Genomic DNA, 15,774 nt, shown 5'->3' with positions numbered 1-15,774 from the left:
CAACAGAACATTCGGAAGGCTCCGGACATGAACGATCGCTTGAAAGCACTCGCCGACGCGGGTGTGTCCATCTGGCTCGACGACCTCTCCCGGGAGCGGCTGACCAGCGGAAGCCTGGCCGACCTGATCCAGGACAAGCACGTCGTCGGCGTGACGACGAACCCGACCATCTTCGCCAAGGCGATCTCCGACGCCGACGCGTACGCCGAGACGATCTCCCGGCTGGCCGCCGAGGGCGTCTCGACCGACGAGGCGATCCGGGTCATCACCACCGACGACGTCCGGGACGCCGCCGACCTGTTCAAGCCGGTGTACGACGACACCGAGGGCCAGGACGGCCGGGTCTCGATCGAGGTGGAGCCGAGCCTGGCCCGCGACACCGAGAAGACGAACCGGCAGGCCAAGGAGCTGTGGGAGGCCGTCGGCCGGGAGAACGTGTTCGTGAAGATCCCGGCCACCAAGGAGGGCCTGCCCGCGATCACCGCGACGCTGGCCGCCGGGATCAGCGTGAACGTGACGCTGATCTTCTCCCTGGACCGCTACAAGGCGGTCGCGGACGCGTTCCTGTCCGGCCTGGAGCAGGCGATCGAGAACGGTCACGACGTGACCAAGATGGCCAGCGTCGCGTCGTTCTTCGTCAGCCGGGTGGACACCGAGGTGGACAAGCGGCTGGACGCGATCGGCACCGACCAGGCGAAGGCGCTGAAGGGCAAGGCCGCGATCGCCAACGCCCGGCTCGCGTTCGAGGCGTACGAGGAGATCTTCGACACCGACCGCTGGCGCGAGATCGAGACCGCCGGCGCCAAGCCGCAGCGCCCGCTGTGGGCGTCCACCGGCACCAAGGACCCGTCGTACTCCCCCACCCTGTACGTCGACAACCTGGTCACCAGCGGCGTCGTCAACACGATGCCCGAGGCAACCATCAAGGCGGTCGAGGAGCACAGCGAGTTCGCCGGTGACACGGTCCGCGGCGAGTACGACGCCGACCGCAAGGTGATCGCGGACCTGGAGCGGCTCGGCATCTCCTACGACGAGGTCGTGCAGGTGCTCGAGGACGAGGGCGTGGCCAAGTTCGACGCGTCCTGGTCGGAGCTGCAGGACACCGTCACCGCGGCCCTGAAGGGTGCTGCCAAGTGACCGCACCGAAGGTGAGCACGCAGAACGGCGACTGGGCCGAGGTCGTCGACCGGCTGGTCTCGGAGAAGATCGCATCCCGGATCGCCGCGAAGGACGCGACGATCTGGGGGCCGGAGGCCGAGGAGGAGGCCTCGATCCGGCTCGGCTGGGTCGACCTGCACGAGACTTCCCGGCCGCTGCTGGCCGAGATCGAGGCCCTGCAGGCGGACTTCCGGTCCGAGGGCCTGGACCGGGTCGTGCTGTCGGGCATGGGCGGCTCGTCGCTGGCCCCCGAGGTGATCACCCGGACGGCCGGCGTGGAGCTCGTCGTACTGGACTCGACCGACCCGAGCGTGGTCGCGCGGGCGCTGGGCGGCGACCTGTCGAAGACGGTCATCGTGGTGTCGAGCAAGTCCGGTGGCACGGTCGAGACCGACAGCCACCGGCGGACGTTCGTCAAGGCGTTCACCGACGCGGGCATCGACGCCGCGTCACGGGTCGTCGTGGTCACCGACCCGGGTTCGCCGTTCGAGAAGCTGTCGGCCGACGAGGGCTACCGCAAGACGTTCCTCGCCGACCCGAACATCGGCGGTCGTTACAGCGCGCTGACCGCCTTCGGGCTGGTTCCGTCCGGTCTGGCCGGCGCGGACATCGCCGAGTTGCTGGACCAGGCGGCTGAGGCAGCTCCCGAGCTGCAGGCCGACTCGACCGACAACCCGGCGCTGTGGCTGGGCGCCGTACTCGCCGCCAGCGCGGGGCGGGACAAGGCGATCATCGCGGCCGAGGGCTCGGACATCGTCGGCTTCCCGGACTGGGCGGAGCAGTTGATCGCCGAGAGCACCGGCAAGAACGGCACCGGCGTGCTGCCGGTCGCGGTCGAGGTCGACGCTCCCGAGTTGCGGAGCGAGGCGGCCGACCTCACCAACGCCCTGCTGGCCGAGAAGGCCGCGAGCGGTGTGCCGACGGCGCTGACCTCGGGCCCGCTCGGCGGTCAGTTCCTGCTGTGGGAGGTGGCCACGGCGGTGGCCGGCTACCTGCTCGGGATCAACCCGTTCGACCAGCCGGACGTGGAGAGCGCGAAGAAGGCGGCCCGCGGCCTGCTCGACGCACAGCCCGAGCCGGAGGCAGCGGCCTTCACCGAAGGTTCCGTCGAGGTCCGTGGATCCGAGGGGCTGCTGGACGGCGTGGACTCGCTGCAGGGTGCGGTCGACGCGCTGCTGGGCAAGCTCGACGCGAAGGGGTACCTGGCCGTCATGGCCTACCTCGACTCCGAGCGCGACGCCGATCTGGCCTCCGTACGCCCGGCGCTGGCGACCCGCACGGGCCGTCCGGTGACCTTCGGCTGGGGTCCGCGGTTCCTGCACTCCACCGGCCAGTACCACAAGGGCGGCCACCCGGAGGGCGTGTTCCTGCAGATCACCGGTGCGCACCCGACCGATGTGGAGATCCCCGACCGGCCGTTCACATTCGGCACGCTGATCTCGGCCCAGGCGGCCGGTGACGCGAACGTGCTCGCCGAGCGCGGCCGTCCGGTCCTGCGACTCCACCTGACCGACCCGGCGAGCGGCGTACAACAGCTCCGTGCCCTCTTCGGGAACTAGCCCCTGTTCGGAAACCACAACTCGGAGGGAAGCGGCTGATGACCGCTCAGCTCGACGAAGAGTCGTCCGGTCCGGTGAACCCGCTGCGGGATCCGCAGGATCGGCGGCTCCCCAGGATCGCCGGGCCGTGCAGCCTGGTGATCTTCGGCGTCACCGGTGACCTGGCCCGCAAGAAGCTGATGCCGGCGGTCTACGACCTGGCGAACCGGGGGCTGCTGCCGCCCGGTTTCGCCCTGGTCGGGTTCGCCCGTCGCGACTACACCAACCAGGACTTCGCGCAGATCGTGCACGACTCGGTCAAGGAGCACGCCCGGACCCCGTTCCGCGAGGAGGTCTGGCAGCAGCTGGCCGAGGGCTTCCGGTTCGTGCCGGGTGACCTGACCGACGACGCGGCGTTCGAGCGGCTGCGGGAGACCGTGGACGAACTGGACGTGAACCGCGGCACCGGCGGCAACCATGCGTTCTACCTGTCGATCCCGCCCGGGCTGTTCCCGCAGGTCGTGCAGCAACTGTCCGAGCACGGGCTGACCAGGGAGACGCCGGGCTCATGGCGGCGGGTGGTGATCGAGAAGCCGTTCGGCCACGACCTGAAGAGCGCCCGTGAGCTGAACCAGGTGGTCGAGTCCGTGTTCCCGCCCGAGGCGGTGTTCCGCATCGACCACTACCTGGGCAAGGAGACCGTCCAGAACATGCTGGCGCTGCGGTTCGCCAACTCCATGTTCGAGCCGGTCTGGAACAGCCACTACGTCGACCACGTCCAGATCACCATGGCCGAGGACATCGGCATCGGCGGCCGGGCCGGGTACTACGACGGCATCGGTGCGGCCCGCGACGTGATCCAGAACCACCTGCTCCAACTGCTCGCGCTGGTCGCGATGGAGGAGCCGGTGAGCTTCGACGCGTGGTCGCTGCGGCAGGAGAAGAAGAAGGTGCTCGCCGCGGTGAAGCTGCCCGACCGCCTCGACCTGCACACCGCCCGCGGTCAGTACGCGGCCGGCTGGGCCGGGGGCGTCAAGGTGAAGGGCTACCTGCAGGAGGACGGCATCCCGGCGTCGTCGGCGACGGAGACCTTCGCGGCGCTCCGGGTCGACGTCGACACCCGCCGCTGGGCCGGCGTCCCGTTCTACCTGCGCACCGGCAAGCGGCTCGGCCGCCGGGTGACCGAGGTCGCGGTGATGTTCAAGCGCGCACCGCACCTGCCGTTCACCAAGACCGAGACCGAGGAGCTGGGCCAGAACGCGCTGGTCCTGCGGATCCAGCCGGACGAGGGCATCACGATGCGCTTCGGCGCCAAGGTGCCCGGCACGATGATGGAGATCCGCGACGTGAACATGGACTTCCAGTACGGCGGTTCGTTCACGGAGTCCTCGCCCGAGGCCTACGAGCGGCTCATCCTCGACGTCCTGCTCGGCGACCCGCCGCTGTTCCCGCAGCACACCGAGGTCGAGCTGGGCTGGAAGATCCTCGACCCGGTGATCGGGTACTGGGCCGAGCACGGCAAGCCGGAGCAGTACGCGTCCGGCGACTGGGGCCCGGCCTCCGCGCACGAGATGCTCGCCCGCGACGGACGCGCCTGGAGGCGGCCATGATCATCGACCTCACCGGTACGACGTCGAGCGAGATCGCGTCGGCACTGCTCCGGGCCCGCCGGAACGCGGGCTCGCCGGCCATGGGCATGGTCGGCACGATCGTGGTGGTCGTCGACGAGGCGTCCCACCACGACGCGATGAAGGCCGCGAACGAGGCCGGTCGCGAGCACCCGTCGCGCGTCCTGGTCGCGATTCTGCGGCCCGGCCGGGGTGCACCCGGGCTCGATGCCGAGGTGCGTGTGGGTGAAGGCATTCCCGGCGAGGCGGTGCTGCTTCGGCTGCACGGTGAGCTGGCGAAGGTGCCCGAGTCCGTGATCACCCCGCTGCTGCTGCCCGACTCCCCCGTCATCGTCTGGTGGCCGGGCGGCGGGCCGAAGGTCCCCGCCGACGACCCGCTGGGCAAGCTGGGCCGTCGCCGTGTCACCGATGCGGCCGCGACCCGGCGGGCGTCGGTCGACTTCACGGCGCGGGCCGAGGGCTACGAGCCGGGCGACACCGACTTCGCGTGGTCGCGGCTGACGCCGTGGCGTGCGCTGATGGCGGCCGCCCTGGATCAGTACCCGACCAAGGTGAGCGCGGCCGAGGTCGTGTCCGCCAAGGGCAATCCGAGTGCCGACCTGATGGCCGCCTGGCTGCAGAGCCGGCTCGGCGTTCCGGTCGAGCAGAAGAACTCGCGGGGCCCGGGTGTGACCGCGGTGCGCATGTTCACGCCGGCCGGACCGATCGCGCTGACCCGGCCGGATGGCGCGGTGGCGACGTTCAGCATCCCCGGCCAGCCGGACCGGCCGGTCGCGTTGAAGCGCCGTACGACGTCCGAGCTGCTGAGTGAGGAACTGCGGCGGCTCGATCCGGACGACGTGTACGCGCAGACGCTCGAGTGCCTGGTCGAGCGGGAGTCGATGCCGGAGGACGTCAAGAAGGTCGGCGCCGCTCAGCGGAAGACGGCGGCGGAGCGAGCGTCTGCCGCCGCGAAGAAGGCGACGGTCGCGAGCACTCCGGTGCAGGAGACAGCGGCGAAGAAGTCCTTCGCGAGGAAGGCGACAGCGAAGAAGCCTGCCGGTACGTCGGCCGCTGCCGGCGCGGCCAAGAAGGCGGCGGCCAAGAAGTCGGCGGCCAAGAAGTCGGCTGGCGTGAAGAGGTCGCCGGCCAAGAAGACCGCTGCGAAGAAGGGCACGGGCAAGAGGGTGGCGGGGCGCTCATGAGCGCTCCGTCCGTCCTGGTGAACCGTGACGCCGAGGGGCTGGCCCATGCCGTCGCGGCGCGCTTCATCACCCGCCTCGTCGATGTCCAGAGCAGTGGCCGGGTCGCTCAGGTCGTGCTGACCGGCGGCCGGGTCGCAGCGGTCGTGTACCGCGCGGTGGCCGAGTCTCCCGCCCGGCACGCGATCGACTGGCGGCGGGTCGAGTTCTGGTGGGGTGACGAGCGGTTCCTGCCGGACGGCGACCCGGAGCGCAACGAGACGCAGAACCGCGAGGCGCTGCTCTCCCGCGTGGACGTGGATCCGGCCCGGATCCACCCGATGCCGGCCGATGCCGGCCAGGGCGCGGAGGCTGCCGCAGCTGCCTACGCCGCCGAGTTGAAGGCCGCGATGGGTTCCGGTGATCAGGACGGCGTACCGACCTTCGACGTACTGATGCTCGGCGTCGGGCCCGATGGACACGTGGCGTCGCTCTTCCCCGGATTCGCCCAGCTGAAGGTCACCGACGTCGCGGCCGTTGCCGTCCACGACTCGCCCAAGCCCCCGCCGACCCGCGTCTCGCTGACGCTCCCGGCGCTCGACCGGGCCCGCGAGGTCTGGTTCGTGGTGTCGGGTGACGACAAGGCTCACGCGGTTGGTCAGGCGTTGAGCGGCGGCGACGTACCCGCGGCGCAGCCGAAAGGCCTGGACCGCACGCTGTGGCTGGTCGACGAGGCCGCCGCGCAGGAGCTCCCGGGGTCATGACGACGTTCCGCGAGCTGCACGCCGGCCGCTTCGTGATGCCGAACGCCTGGGATGCCGGGAGTGCGGTGCTGCTGACCGAGGCAGGGTTTCCGGCGATCGCGACAACGAGTGCCGGGATCGCGTTCTCGATGGCGAAGGGCGATCACACGCTGCCCGACGGCGCGCCCGCCGTGTCGCGGGACTCCATGTTCGAGCGGATGCGGGAGATCACCGCGGCGAGCGCCGTACCCGTGAACGGGGATCTCGAGGGCGGGTACGGCGCTGCGCCGGCCAAGGTCGCGGAGACGATCACGCTGGCCCGCGAGATCGGGCTGGCCGGCGGGAACATCGAGGACTTCGACGGACGCGAGCTGTACGACGTCGAGCTGGCGGTGGAGCGGATCGTCGCGGCCCGCGAGGCGGCCGGCGCGGACTTCGTGCTCACGGCGCGCACCGACGGGCAGATGCTGCGTACGCCGGCCTCGTTGAGCGAGTCGATCGACCGTGCCAACCGCTTCCGGGCAGCCGGCGCCGACTGCCTCTACGTGCCGGGCGTCAACGACCTCGACCCGATCCGCACCTTGGTGCGCGAGATCGACGGTCCGGTCAACGTCGTGATCGGCCTGGGGACGTCGACCCTGACCGTCGGCGATCTGCAGGATGCCGGTGTCACCCGGATCAGCCTCGGCGGCAGCATCGCCCGCGCTGCGCTCGGTTTCATCCGCCGCAGCGCGCACGAGCTCGCCACGCAAGGCACCATCACCTTCGCCGCCGACCAGATCCCCCAAGCCGAACTCAACCAGCTCTTCGCGAATCACCCCGGGTGAACTGACCCGAAGGCGGCTTCCAGCGGTGGAAACATCGCTCGTACGTCGCCGCCGGTGACCCAGATGCCGATGGCCAGGGCGGCAGTTGCCTCCAGCAACTTCGCGCGGGCGAGGCCGCCTGCTTGCACGGGCTCACAACCGAGTGCCCGGACCAGTCGGCTGACCTGCGCCAGCGCGGTCGGGTCGTCGCTACACAAGGGCACGGCCAGGCCCTCGGGTGGGTGATGCCAGACCGTGTCTGCGGCGAGGTTGAAAGCCTTGACGACGTGGACGTGTGGCACAGCTCGGGCGATGCGCTCGGCGACGGCCGACACGGCGAGGGTGAAGTTCTGCTGGTCGATCGCGTTCGTGCAGTCGATCAGGATCCGGCCCGGCGGGACGTCGAGCGCTCCGACCGCGTCCACGGCAGCCTCCGCGGGCAGTGCCAGCAACAGGACGTCACCGAAAGTCGTTGCCTCCTGCAAGGTTCCGGCCCGGGCGCCGACGCGCCTCGCCAGCTCGCTCGCGCGGCCGGGGTCGCGGCCGCCGATCATCACCTCGTGTTCCCGCGCCCATTGCCCGGCCAGCGCCTCGGCCATCAACCCGTTGCCCAGTGTTCCAATTCGCATGCGGCCGACGGTAGACGTTTCGTTGCACACCTTCCGGTGCGCAACGAGCGAGGCAGAATGGTGCTGTGACGTTCTTCGCCGACTGCCAGGCACGCGTGGCCGCCGAGCTGCTCAGCGGACGCTGGCCGATGGTCGTCCTGTACGCGCTGTCCCACGGTCCCGCCCGTCCCGGCGAGCTCCGGCAGCAGATCGGCGGCATCAGCCAGAAGGTCCTGACCGAGACGCTGCGCCGCCTGGAACACAACGGCCTCGTCCAGCGCCACCGGTACGCCGAGGCGCCGCCACGAGTCGAGTACTCGCTCACCCAGCCGGGTGAGGACCTCCTGGTTCCGATCCGCGCACTCGGTGACTGGGCGGCGGCGTACGCGGACCGGATACCTACCGGAAGGAAACCGTAAGACGGCTCGGGCATGGTGCTGGTGTCAGGTCGATCCAGCCAGGAGGTCCCGCTCATGTTCACGCTCACCCAGACTGTCGACGCACCGCCCACCGAGGTGGCCCGCGCATTCACCGAGCCCGAGCCGTTCGCGGCGTGGTTCGTCGCCGACGGGTTCACCACGCCCGCCGACCGGGTCACGATCGACGCTCGCCCCGGCGGTCTGATCTCGGCCGTCTTCGTCAGCGCCGACGGCTCGAGTGAGGTGCCTTTCACCATCCGCTTCGGCACGGTGGACCTGCCGCGGCAGGTCGTCCTGTACGTCGACGAGCCCGAGGAGGTCACCGTCGAGCTGACGGAGGCCGGTGAGGGACGGACACGGCTCGACTACCGGAGCACCGGGCTGGCGCCCGAACACGAGAACGAGGTCCGGACCGGTGTCGCACACATGCTCGGATGCCTGGCGACGTACTTCGAGTGATCGGCCTTCAGGTGATCAGCCTGGGTACAGGCCAGGGCGGGCCGGTTCGCCGGGTGAGTAGTCCGGTACGTCACCGTTGGTGGCTCCGAGGAGCCGGCGGGTGAGCGCGTCCCGAGACGACAGGAGCTCGTCGACAGCAGCCCGCAGGTGGCTCGAGTCAGGAGCTGCGCCGGACTCGGCGGCCAGCAGGACGGTGCGGCGGACGAGTTCCTTCATGAAGGAAGCCGTGGTGCCCTCGGTCCGGCTGATCACCTCATCGACGACGTCCCTGCCAGGTCGCAGGTTCGGGCCGTACAGGCTCAGCAGGCGGGCCCGTCCGTCAGCGTCGGGCAGCGGCACCTCAACCGCCAGATCGACCCGACCGGGACGCTGCATCAGTGCCGGCTCGAGCAGATCGGCGCGGTTCGTGGTCAGCAGGAAGGCGACGTCGGCGTCCTCGGCCAGGCCGTCCATCTCGTTGAGGACCTGGAACAGCAGCGGATTCTCCATCCCGCGCGCGTAGTCGCGAGCCTCGGCCACCAGGTCGCAGTCCTCGAGAACGACGAGCGCCGGCTGCAGCAGCCGAGCCAGCGCACACGCCTCCGAGATGTACTTGATGCTGGTCCCCGCCAGCAGTACGACGGTGAACTCGGGCAACCGCGACAGCAGGTACCGCACGGTGTGCGTCTTCCCCGTCCCGGGCGGTCCGTAGAGCAGCACTCCACGACGCAGGTGCTGACCGGCCGTCAGAAGCGTCTCCCGATGCTCCGCGATCCCGATCACTTCACGCTCGACCCGCTCCAGCACACCGTCCGGCAGTACGACGTCCGTACGAGCGACTCCCGGCCGTGGATGCAGCCGGAACGGACCGACCCCGTGCCCGAAGTCGTGTCCTTCGAACGAGATCACCTTGCCGCGGAACACGTTGTGCTCGCGAATCAGGTCGGGCAGCGCCCCGAGGAAACGATCGCCCGCCTCCTTCTCGACCGACAGCACCTCCAGGTCGACCGACATCCGCCCGTACTGCGGGTTCGCCGCGCGCAGCAGAGCGACGTACCGATCGGGGCCCTGGACGCCGAGGTAGAAGCCGAAGGCGACGCTGTCCAGCTCCTCGTCGACGTCGATCTGCAGCCGCTGGTAGTCGACCGCGCCGATCCCGAAGCGGTCGTACTCGGCCATCTCGAGCAGCTCACCGAGGGTGTGGTGCCCACGGTTCGACCCGGCCAGGCCGAGTACCTCGAACTCGTCGAACCAGGCCTCGACCGCGCGCTGCACGTTCGGCAGGTCGTACGGCGCGAAGCTCGCCGTGACCACCGGCACCTGCTCGGGATCGATGCCCAGATGGGCGCGCAACCGGTCCCGCAGGCTCTCCCGGCCGACCGGGCCGCTGTACTGCATCCGCTCCAGGAACCGCTTGAACAGGCGCGCGAACTCGTCTACCCCGTCCTCGTCCGGCATGCCGCCGTACCCCCTTCGTGGTCCATTCCCCGGGCCGATCCGGAGGGCCCTCCGCAACGCGGATAGGATCTCCACCATGACAGATTCCGAGTCCATCGACCGTCCGTACGCCGCCTTCCCGGTACGGATCGGCGTCCAGGTCCAGCCCCAGCACGCGCAGTACGCCGACATCCGGCGGACCGTCGCGGCGGCGGAGGAGATCGGCGTCGACGTGGCGTTCAACTGGGACCACTTCTACCCGCTGTCGGGTGAGCCGGAGGGTCTGCACTTCGAGTGCTGGACCATGCTGGCCGCCTGGGCCGAGGCGACCGAGCGGATCCAGTTCGGCGCCCTGGTCACGTGCAACTCCTACCGCAACCCCGACCTGCTCGCCGACATGGCCCGCACGGTCGACCACATCAGCGACGGCCGGCTGATCTTCGGCATCGGCTCCGGCTGGTTCGAGAAGGACTACGACGAGTACGGCTACGAGTTCGGCACGGCGGGCGGCCGGCTCGACGCGCTCGGCGAGGCGCTGCCGCGGATCGAGCAGCGGTGGGCCAAGCTGAACCCGCTGCCGACCCGCGACATCCCGGTGCTGATCGGCGGCGGCGGCGAGAAGAAGACGCTGAAGCTGGTCGCGAAGCACGCCAACATCTGGCACGGCTTCGGTGACGCCGAGACGCTCGCGCACAAGCACGCCGTACTGGACGAGCACTGCAAGACGATCGGCCGCGACTCGGGCGAGATCGAGCGTTCGGTCGCGGTGAGCAAGCCGCCGGAGGAGGTCGCGAAGTCGCTGCTCGATGTCGGCACCCGCCTGTTCACGATCCACAGCTCGGGCCCCGACTACGACCTCGGCCTGCTCCGTGAGTGGGTCGCCTGGCGCGACGAGATGAACGCGAAGTAGTCCCTGCCGGCGCGGGTGGTCGCAGCCTCGGCCACCTGCGCCGGAGCCGGCAGCTAGGATTTCCCGCATGTCTACGTTGCCTGCGAACGGTTCGGTGCGGCCCATCACGCGGTGGGGCGAGGACGTCATGCACCGGGTCAACCAGCCCGTCACCGACTTCGGTGAGGACCTGCAGACGCTCGTCGCCGACATGGTCGCGACGATGCGCGCGGCCGACGGTGTCGGCCTGGCCGCGAACCAGGTGGGCGTGGATCTGCAGCTGTTCGTGTTCGACTGCCCGGACAAGGACGGCAACCACGTCCAGGGCGTCGTCTGCAACCCGGTGGTCGAGGTCCCCGAGGGCAAGGACCGCAGCCTGGACGAGGGCGAGGAAGGCTGCCTGTCGCTGCCGGGTGCCTTCACCAAGTGCGCCCGCCCGGACTTCGCCCGCGTCACCGGCGTCGACCAGCACGGCGAGCCGGTCAGCTTCGAGGGCGACGGCCTGCTGGCGCGCTGCCTGCAACACGAGACCGACCACACCCAGGGCACGGTCTTCGGCGACCGGCTGTCCCGCAAGTACCGCAAGCGCCTGTACGGCGAGGCCGAGGAGCTCGCGCCGGACTACCCGTCGGACTGGCCGGTCTCACCGATGATCGAGCACGACGAGCACCACCAGGAATCCCAGGCCACCTGAGGTTCTACCAGCGGGCCTTCGGGAGATCCGCAAGGATCGCGTCGACCGACTGCTCCGGGGTCTGGTCACTGGTGTCGAGCCACAGACCCCGGCGCGGCATCGCGTCCAGATCCTTCTTCAGGGCACGGACCGCGTCCGCGAGCGTGCCGCCGGGTTCCTGCCAGTCGCGGTAGGAGTTGTTGCCTCCTCGCGCGATCTCCCGCTCGACGATCGAGTCCACCGGCGGGTCGAGCACGACCAGGTACATCTCCACGCCACGCAACCCGGCGAACCACTTCTCGACGTGCTCCCCGAGGACGATGTCGCTGCAGACGAAGTCGAACCCGGCGTCGGCGTAGTGCTGCGCCACGAGTGCAGAGGCGTCGTACCGCAGCTCCAACTGGCGGACCGCCTCGGCGGACGGGTCCGGCGTCATCACCTCGGCGCCCGCGACGACCGCCTTGAAGAAGACATCCCCGTCGAGCGTCGCCGCCGGCGGCCCGAGCCGCGCGGCGAGCAGCGGCGCGATGGTGGATTTCCCCGCAGCCTGCATTCCGGTGATGAGTACTACTTTCGGCATGCCTGCCAAGCCTCCGCGGTCATCGTGTAGACGGTGGCACGAAACGGTACGCCGTCCTCCTCGAGATCCACCTCGTGATCGAAGGTCATGCCGAGCCGGCGCATGACCGCGATGCTACGGAGGTTCGGCGAATCGGTCACCGCAATAATCCTGGGTAGCTCCAGCGACGTGAAGCCGTGCTCCAGCCAAGAGGCTGCGGCCTCGGTCGCGTAGCCGTGACCCCAGTACTCACGGGCCAGTCGCCAGCCGATCTCCAGATCGTCCGGAAACCACTGCTCCCGGGTGAGACCGCACGCTCCGAGGAACGCGCCGTCGGAACGCCGTTCGACCGCGAGGAACCCGTACCCGTCGGAGGCGTACCGCTCGTTGACCGCGGAGGCGATCTGGTCACACTCGTCCCGGCTCAGCGGCCCGCCGAGGTACGTCAGCACCTCCGGGTCCACGTTGAGCGCGGCCCACGGCTCCAGATCCTCTTCGCGGAACGGACGCAGTACCAGGCGTTCCGTCGTACGCATGGCTCCCCCTAAGGCATGGGTCGCGTGGCGTAGAAGGCGACCGCTGCCGAGCTTGCCACGTTCAGCGAGTCGACGCCGCCTGCCATCGGGATGCGCACCGCCAGGTCTGCCTTTTCGAGCACGTGCGGCTTGAGGCCGTGTCCTTCAGTCCCGAAGATCAGCGCGAGCCGCTCGTCGTTTCGGGCGACCAGGTCGTCCAGCGTGATCGAGTCGTCGGTCAGTGCGAACGCGGCCGCCACGAAGCCGCGGTCCCGCAGTTGGGTGAGGTCGCCGGGCCAGGACTCCAGCCGGGTCCACGGCACCTGGAAGACCGTCCCCATCGACACCTTGATCGACCGGCGGTACAGCGGGTCGGCACAGGTCGGCGTCACCAGTACGAGGTCGACGCCCATCGCCGCGGCCGCGCGGAAGCCGGCACCGACGTTCGTGTGATCCACGATGTCGTCGAAGATCGCGATCCTTCTGACGTCCTGGTTGAGCAGCTGCTGGAGTGGTATCCGCGGCCGGCGGCGGTACGACGCGAGTGCGCCGCGGTGGACGTGGAAACCGGTGACCTGCTCGGCCAGTTCCTCCGAGACGACGTACACCGGCACGTCAGGCCACTGTGCGAGGACGTCGGCCAGCGAGTCCAGCCAGCGCGGCGCGAGCAGGAACGACCGCGGTTCGTACCCGGCGTCCGCGGCCCGGCGGATCACCTTGTCGCCCTCGGCGATGAACAGCCCGTGCTCCTCCTCCAGCAGCCGGCGCAACGTCACCTCCCGCAGCCGGACGTAGTCCGCCAGCCGCGGGTCAGCCGGATCGTCCAGCGGGACCTGTGGGCTCATGCGGTCCCAGGCGACCGGGTGCCGTCGCCGCGGGCCTGCGCGGCCACGTCGACGACGTTGCCGATGACAACGATCGCGGGAGCGCCGACGCCGGCTTCGGCCATCCTTGCGGCGATCCCGGCCAGGTCGGACGTCACCATCCGCTGACCGGGAAGGGTGCCGTCGGCAATTGCTGCCGCGGGCGTGCCAGACGGACGGCCGGCGGCGATCAGGCGCTCGGTGATCGCGGGCAGGTTCTCGACCGCCATCAGCAGCACGAGAGTGCCGGACAGCTGCGCCAGCGCGTCCCAGTTGATCAGTGAGTCCGGGTGCGAGGGCGGGATGTGGCCCGACACAACGGTGAATTCGTGGGTGACCCCGCGATGCGTCACCGGTATGCCGGACACCGCCGGCACCGAGATCGAGCTGGTGATCCCCGGCACGACCGTCCACGGAACGCCGGCCTCGGCACAGGCCAGCGCTTCCTCGAAGCCGCGGCCGAAGACGTACGGGTCGCCGCCTTTCAGGCGTACGACGACCTTCCCCTGCTTTCCGCGGTCGACCAGGATCCGGTTGATCTCCTCCTGCTGAGCCGCCCGGCCACGCGGGAGCTTGGCCGCGTCGAACAGCTCGACATCCGGAGGCAATTCGTCCAGCAGTTGCTGCGGCGCGAGCCTGTCCGCGACGACAACGTCGGCCTCGGCCAGCAACCGCCGTCCGCGCACCGTGATCAGGTCCGGGTCGCCCGGGCCCCCGCCGACCAGGTACACGCCAGGATGTTTGCCGGCCTCACGTGCACCCAGCTCCCCTGTCCGCAGACCTTCGAGGATGGCGTCCCGGACAGCGGCCGAACGGCGGTGATCGCCGCCGCCGAGTACGCCGATGGTCACGTTGTCGTGCTGGCCCGATGCCGGCGTCCAGGCGGTTGCCCGGGATCGGTCGTCGGACCGTACGCAGAAGATCCGGCGTTCCTCGGCCTCCTCAGACACCTGGTCGTTGACCGCGGTGTCGTCGGTGGCCACGACGACGTACCAGGATCCGTCCAGGTCGCCGTACTGATAGCCGCGTTCGGTCCAGGACAGGGACGGGTTGGAGAGCAGTCCCTCGATGGTGGGAGTGATCGACGGCGAGATCAGGTCGATCCGGGCGCCCGACTCGAGCAGACGCGGGAGCCGCCGCTGCGCGACCCCTCCGCCGCCGACGACCACCACACGTCGTCCCTCCAGCACGAGGCCGGACAGGTACTGATCCGTCACGAGCTGATCCCCGCGGACTCGAAGGTCGCCATCTCGCCGAGCGCCCGGACCGCGCAGGTCAGGATCGGGTACGCGAGCACCGCGCCGGTCCCCTCGCCAAGCCTGAGGTCCAGGTCGACCAGCGGCTGGAGGCCGAGCGTCTTCAACGCGACCGCGTGCCCTGGCTCCGCTGAGCGGTGCCCGGCGACGCAGTAGTCGATCACTGCCGGGTGGAGCGCCTGGGCGACGAGCGCCGCGGCACCCGCGATCACGCCGTCGAGGATGACAGGCACCTTGTTGGCCGCTGCGCCGAGCAGATATCCGGCCAGCGCTGCGTGCTCGAGACCGCCGTACGCCTGGAGCGCCTTGAGCGGCTCGGTCGCCGGTACGTCGTGCATCGCGAGGGCAGCCTGGACGATCGCGGTCTTATGGGCCAGCGTGGCGTCGTCGATGCCGGTGCCTCGGCCGGTCACCACGGCCGCGGTCGAGCCGGTGAAGGTGGCGATCAGAGCGGCACTCGCGGTCGTGTTGGCGATGCCCATGTCGCCGGTGAGCAGACAGCGGTAGCCGTCCTGGATGAGCCGATCTGCCAGGTCGAAGCCGACGGCGATCGCGGCGCGTACCTCGTCCTCGGTGAGGGCTGCCTCGGCAGACAGATCACGCGTCCCCGGCCGGACCTTGGCGTGGATGATGTCCAGCTGGTCCACCGGGGTCGCTACGCCGACGTCGACGACCCGGACATCGACCCGGTTGTTGGCCGCGAAGGCGTTCACCGCGGCGCCGCCGGCGGCGAAGTTCGCCAGCATCGCGGCGGTCACCTCCTGCGGCCAGGGCGAGACTCCTTGTGCGTGTACGCCGTGATCCGCGGCGAACACCGTCACCACGGCCGGCGCGGGCACCTCGGGCGGGCAGCTCCCGGTCATCCCGGCGACGCGGACGGACAGCTCCTCCAGCACCCCGAGCGAGCCGGCCGGCTTCGTCAGCTTCGACTGACGCTCCGCGGCAGCCCGCATCGCCGCACCATCCGCCGGCCCGATCCGACCCAGGTACTCCTCCACCGCACTCCTCCACTCCAGCACACCCCTCCCGCCCGGTTGGGCGGGGTCGAGTCCGATCTTCGCATCCCCGGACATGTGCCCCGGTC

17 protein-coding genes are annotated in these 15,774 nt (G+C 70.0%); 10 read left to right on the top strand and 7 right to left on the bottom strand.

Features of this window, described 5'->3' with window-relative positions:
- The first annotated feature begins 27 nt into the window (after nucleotides 1–27).
- Genes tal through ACGFH6_RS17225 form a run of 6 tightly spaced genes read left to right on the top strand, consistent with a single transcriptional unit; the run spans nucleotide 28 to nucleotide 7,054 of the window.
- On the top strand, nucleotides 28–1,137 hold the full coding sequence (gene tal, locus ACGFH6_RS17250) for a transaldolase (protein ID WP_393384688.1): 1,110 nt from the start codon (nucleotides 28–30) through the stop codon (nucleotides 1,135–1,137).
- Nucleotides 1,134–2,717: a glucose-6-phosphate isomerase gene (locus ACGFH6_RS17245; protein WP_393384686.1), complete on the top strand. Its 1,584-nt coding sequence runs from the start codon at nucleotides 1,134–1,136 to the stop codon at nucleotides 2,715–2,717. Before tal ends, ACGFH6_RS17245 begins: the two co-directional genes overlap by 4 nt.
- Nucleotides 2,718–2,755: 38 nt before the next feature.
- Entirely contained in the window at nucleotides 2,756–4,306 is a 1,551-nt protein-coding gene (zwf, locus tag ACGFH6_RS17240) for a glucose-6-phosphate dehydrogenase (protein WP_393384684.1), read from the top strand.
- The gene (locus ACGFH6_RS17235) at nucleotides 4,303–5,508 is read left to right on the top strand and encodes a glucose-6-phosphate dehydrogenase assembly protein OpcA (RefSeq protein WP_393384682.1); all 1,206 of its coding nucleotides are present in this window, start codon (nucleotides 4,303–4,305) and stop codon (nucleotides 5,506–5,508) included. Before zwf ends, ACGFH6_RS17235 begins: the two co-directional genes overlap by 4 nt.
- Nucleotides 5,505–6,248 (top strand): 6-phosphogluconolactonase, encoded by a 744-nt coding sequence (pgl, locus tag ACGFH6_RS17230; protein WP_393384680.1) that lies wholly within the window; start codon nucleotides 5,505–5,507, stop codon nucleotides 6,246–6,248. The genes ACGFH6_RS17235 and pgl overlap by 4 nt, the downstream gene beginning before the upstream one ends.
- Nucleotides 6,245–7,054 carry an oxaloacetate decarboxylase gene (locus tag ACGFH6_RS17225; protein WP_393384678.1) on the top strand — a complete coding sequence of 270 codons (810 nt, stop codon included), beginning with the start codon at nucleotides 6,245–6,247 and terminating at the stop codon, nucleotides 7,052–7,054. Before pgl ends, ACGFH6_RS17225 begins: the two co-directional genes overlap by 4 nt.
- Here the strand turns inward: ACGFH6_RS17225 and ACGFH6_RS17220 are convergent.
- The gene (locus ACGFH6_RS17220) at nucleotides 7,042–7,662 is read right to left on the bottom strand and encodes an NADPH-dependent F420 reductase (RefSeq protein ID WP_393384677.1); all 621 of its coding nucleotides are present in this window, start codon (nucleotides 7,660–7,662) and stop codon (nucleotides 7,042–7,044) included. The two genes, ACGFH6_RS17225 and ACGFH6_RS17220, sit on opposite strands and share 13 nt — an antisense overlap.
- Nucleotides 7,663–7,727: 65 nt before the next feature.
- Between ACGFH6_RS17220 and ACGFH6_RS17215 the strand changes: the two genes are divergently transcribed.
- Both ACGFH6_RS17215 and ACGFH6_RS17210 read left to right on the top strand, forming a co-directional pair.
- Nucleotides 7,728–8,060: a winged helix-turn-helix transcriptional regulator gene (locus ACGFH6_RS17215; protein ID WP_393384676.1), complete on the top strand. Its 333-nt coding sequence runs from the start codon at nucleotides 7,728–7,730 to the stop codon at nucleotides 8,058–8,060.
- A 54-nt stretch (nucleotides 8,061–8,114) separates the two neighbouring features.
- Entirely contained in the window at nucleotides 8,115–8,519 is a 405-nt protein-coding gene (locus ACGFH6_RS17210) for an SRPBCC domain-containing protein (protein ID WP_393384674.1), read from the top strand.
- A gap of 15 nt (nucleotides 8,520–8,534) precedes the next feature.
- On the opposite strand, the gene ACGFH6_RS17205 is transcribed toward ACGFH6_RS17210, so the two are convergent.
- The gene (locus ACGFH6_RS17205) at nucleotides 8,535–9,956 is read right to left on the bottom strand and encodes an AAA family ATPase (RefSeq protein ID WP_393384672.1); all 1,422 of its coding nucleotides are present in this window, start codon (nucleotides 9,954–9,956) and stop codon (nucleotides 8,535–8,537) included.
- A gap of 76 nt (nucleotides 9,957–10,032) precedes the next feature.
- Here ACGFH6_RS17205 and ACGFH6_RS17200 point away from each other — a divergent pair, with 76 nt between their 5' ends.
- Both ACGFH6_RS17200 and def read left to right on the top strand, forming a co-directional pair.
- Nucleotides 10,033–10,845, top strand: coding sequence for an LLM class F420-dependent oxidoreductase (locus ACGFH6_RS17200; RefSeq protein WP_393384670.1), 813 nt, complete (start codon nucleotides 10,033–10,035; stop codon nucleotides 10,843–10,845).
- 67 nt (nucleotides 10,846–10,912) lie between these two features.
- Nucleotides 10,913–11,518: a peptide deformylase gene (gene def / locus ACGFH6_RS17195; protein WP_393384668.1), complete on the top strand. Its 606-nt coding sequence runs from the start codon at nucleotides 10,913–10,915 to the stop codon at nucleotides 11,516–11,518.
- A 4-nt stretch (nucleotides 11,519–11,522) separates the two neighbouring features.
- Here def and ACGFH6_RS17190 read toward each other — a convergent pair whose 3' ends face one another.
- From ACGFH6_RS17190 to cobT, 5 genes are read right to left on the bottom strand one after another with little or no spacing between them, the layout of a single operon-like run.
- Nucleotides 11,523–12,077: an AAA family ATPase gene (locus tag ACGFH6_RS17190; protein ID WP_393384667.1), complete on the bottom strand. Its 555-nt coding sequence runs from the start codon at nucleotides 12,075–12,077 to the stop codon at nucleotides 11,523–11,525.
- The gene (locus ACGFH6_RS17185) at nucleotides 12,065–12,592 is read right to left on the bottom strand and encodes a GNAT family N-acetyltransferase (protein WP_393384665.1); all 528 of its coding nucleotides are present in this window, start codon (nucleotides 12,590–12,592) and stop codon (nucleotides 12,065–12,067) included. The genes ACGFH6_RS17190 and ACGFH6_RS17185 overlap by 13 nt, the downstream gene beginning before the upstream one ends.
- Nucleotides 12,593–12,600: 8 nt before the next feature.
- Nucleotides 12,601–13,416, bottom strand: coding sequence for a TrmH family RNA methyltransferase (locus ACGFH6_RS17180; RefSeq protein WP_393384663.1), 816 nt, complete (start codon nucleotides 13,414–13,416; stop codon nucleotides 12,601–12,603).
- A complete protein-coding gene (gene cobA, locus ACGFH6_RS17175; RefSeq protein ID WP_393384661.1) occupies nucleotides 13,413–14,651 on the bottom strand; it encodes a uroporphyrinogen-III C-methyltransferase in 1,239 nt (412 codons plus the stop codon). The genes ACGFH6_RS17180 and cobA overlap by 4 nt, the downstream gene beginning before the upstream one ends.
- The gene (gene cobT / locus ACGFH6_RS17170) at nucleotides 14,648–15,688 is read right to left on the bottom strand and encodes a nicotinate-nucleotide--dimethylbenzimidazole phosphoribosyltransferase (RefSeq protein ID WP_393384659.1); all 1,041 of its coding nucleotides are present in this window, start codon (nucleotides 15,686–15,688) and stop codon (nucleotides 14,648–14,650) included. Before cobT ends, cobA begins: the two co-directional genes overlap by 4 nt.
- Nucleotides 15,689–15,774 lie beyond the last annotated feature (86 nt).

The sequence above is a fragment of the Kribbella sp. NPDC049227 genome (assembly GCF_043197265.1).
Lineage (GTDB): Bacteria > Actinomycetota > Actinomycetes > Propionibacteriales > Kribbellaceae > Kribbella.
Note: the sequence above shows the minus strand (reverse complement) of the source record. Positions and strands in the feature narration are given on the sequence as shown.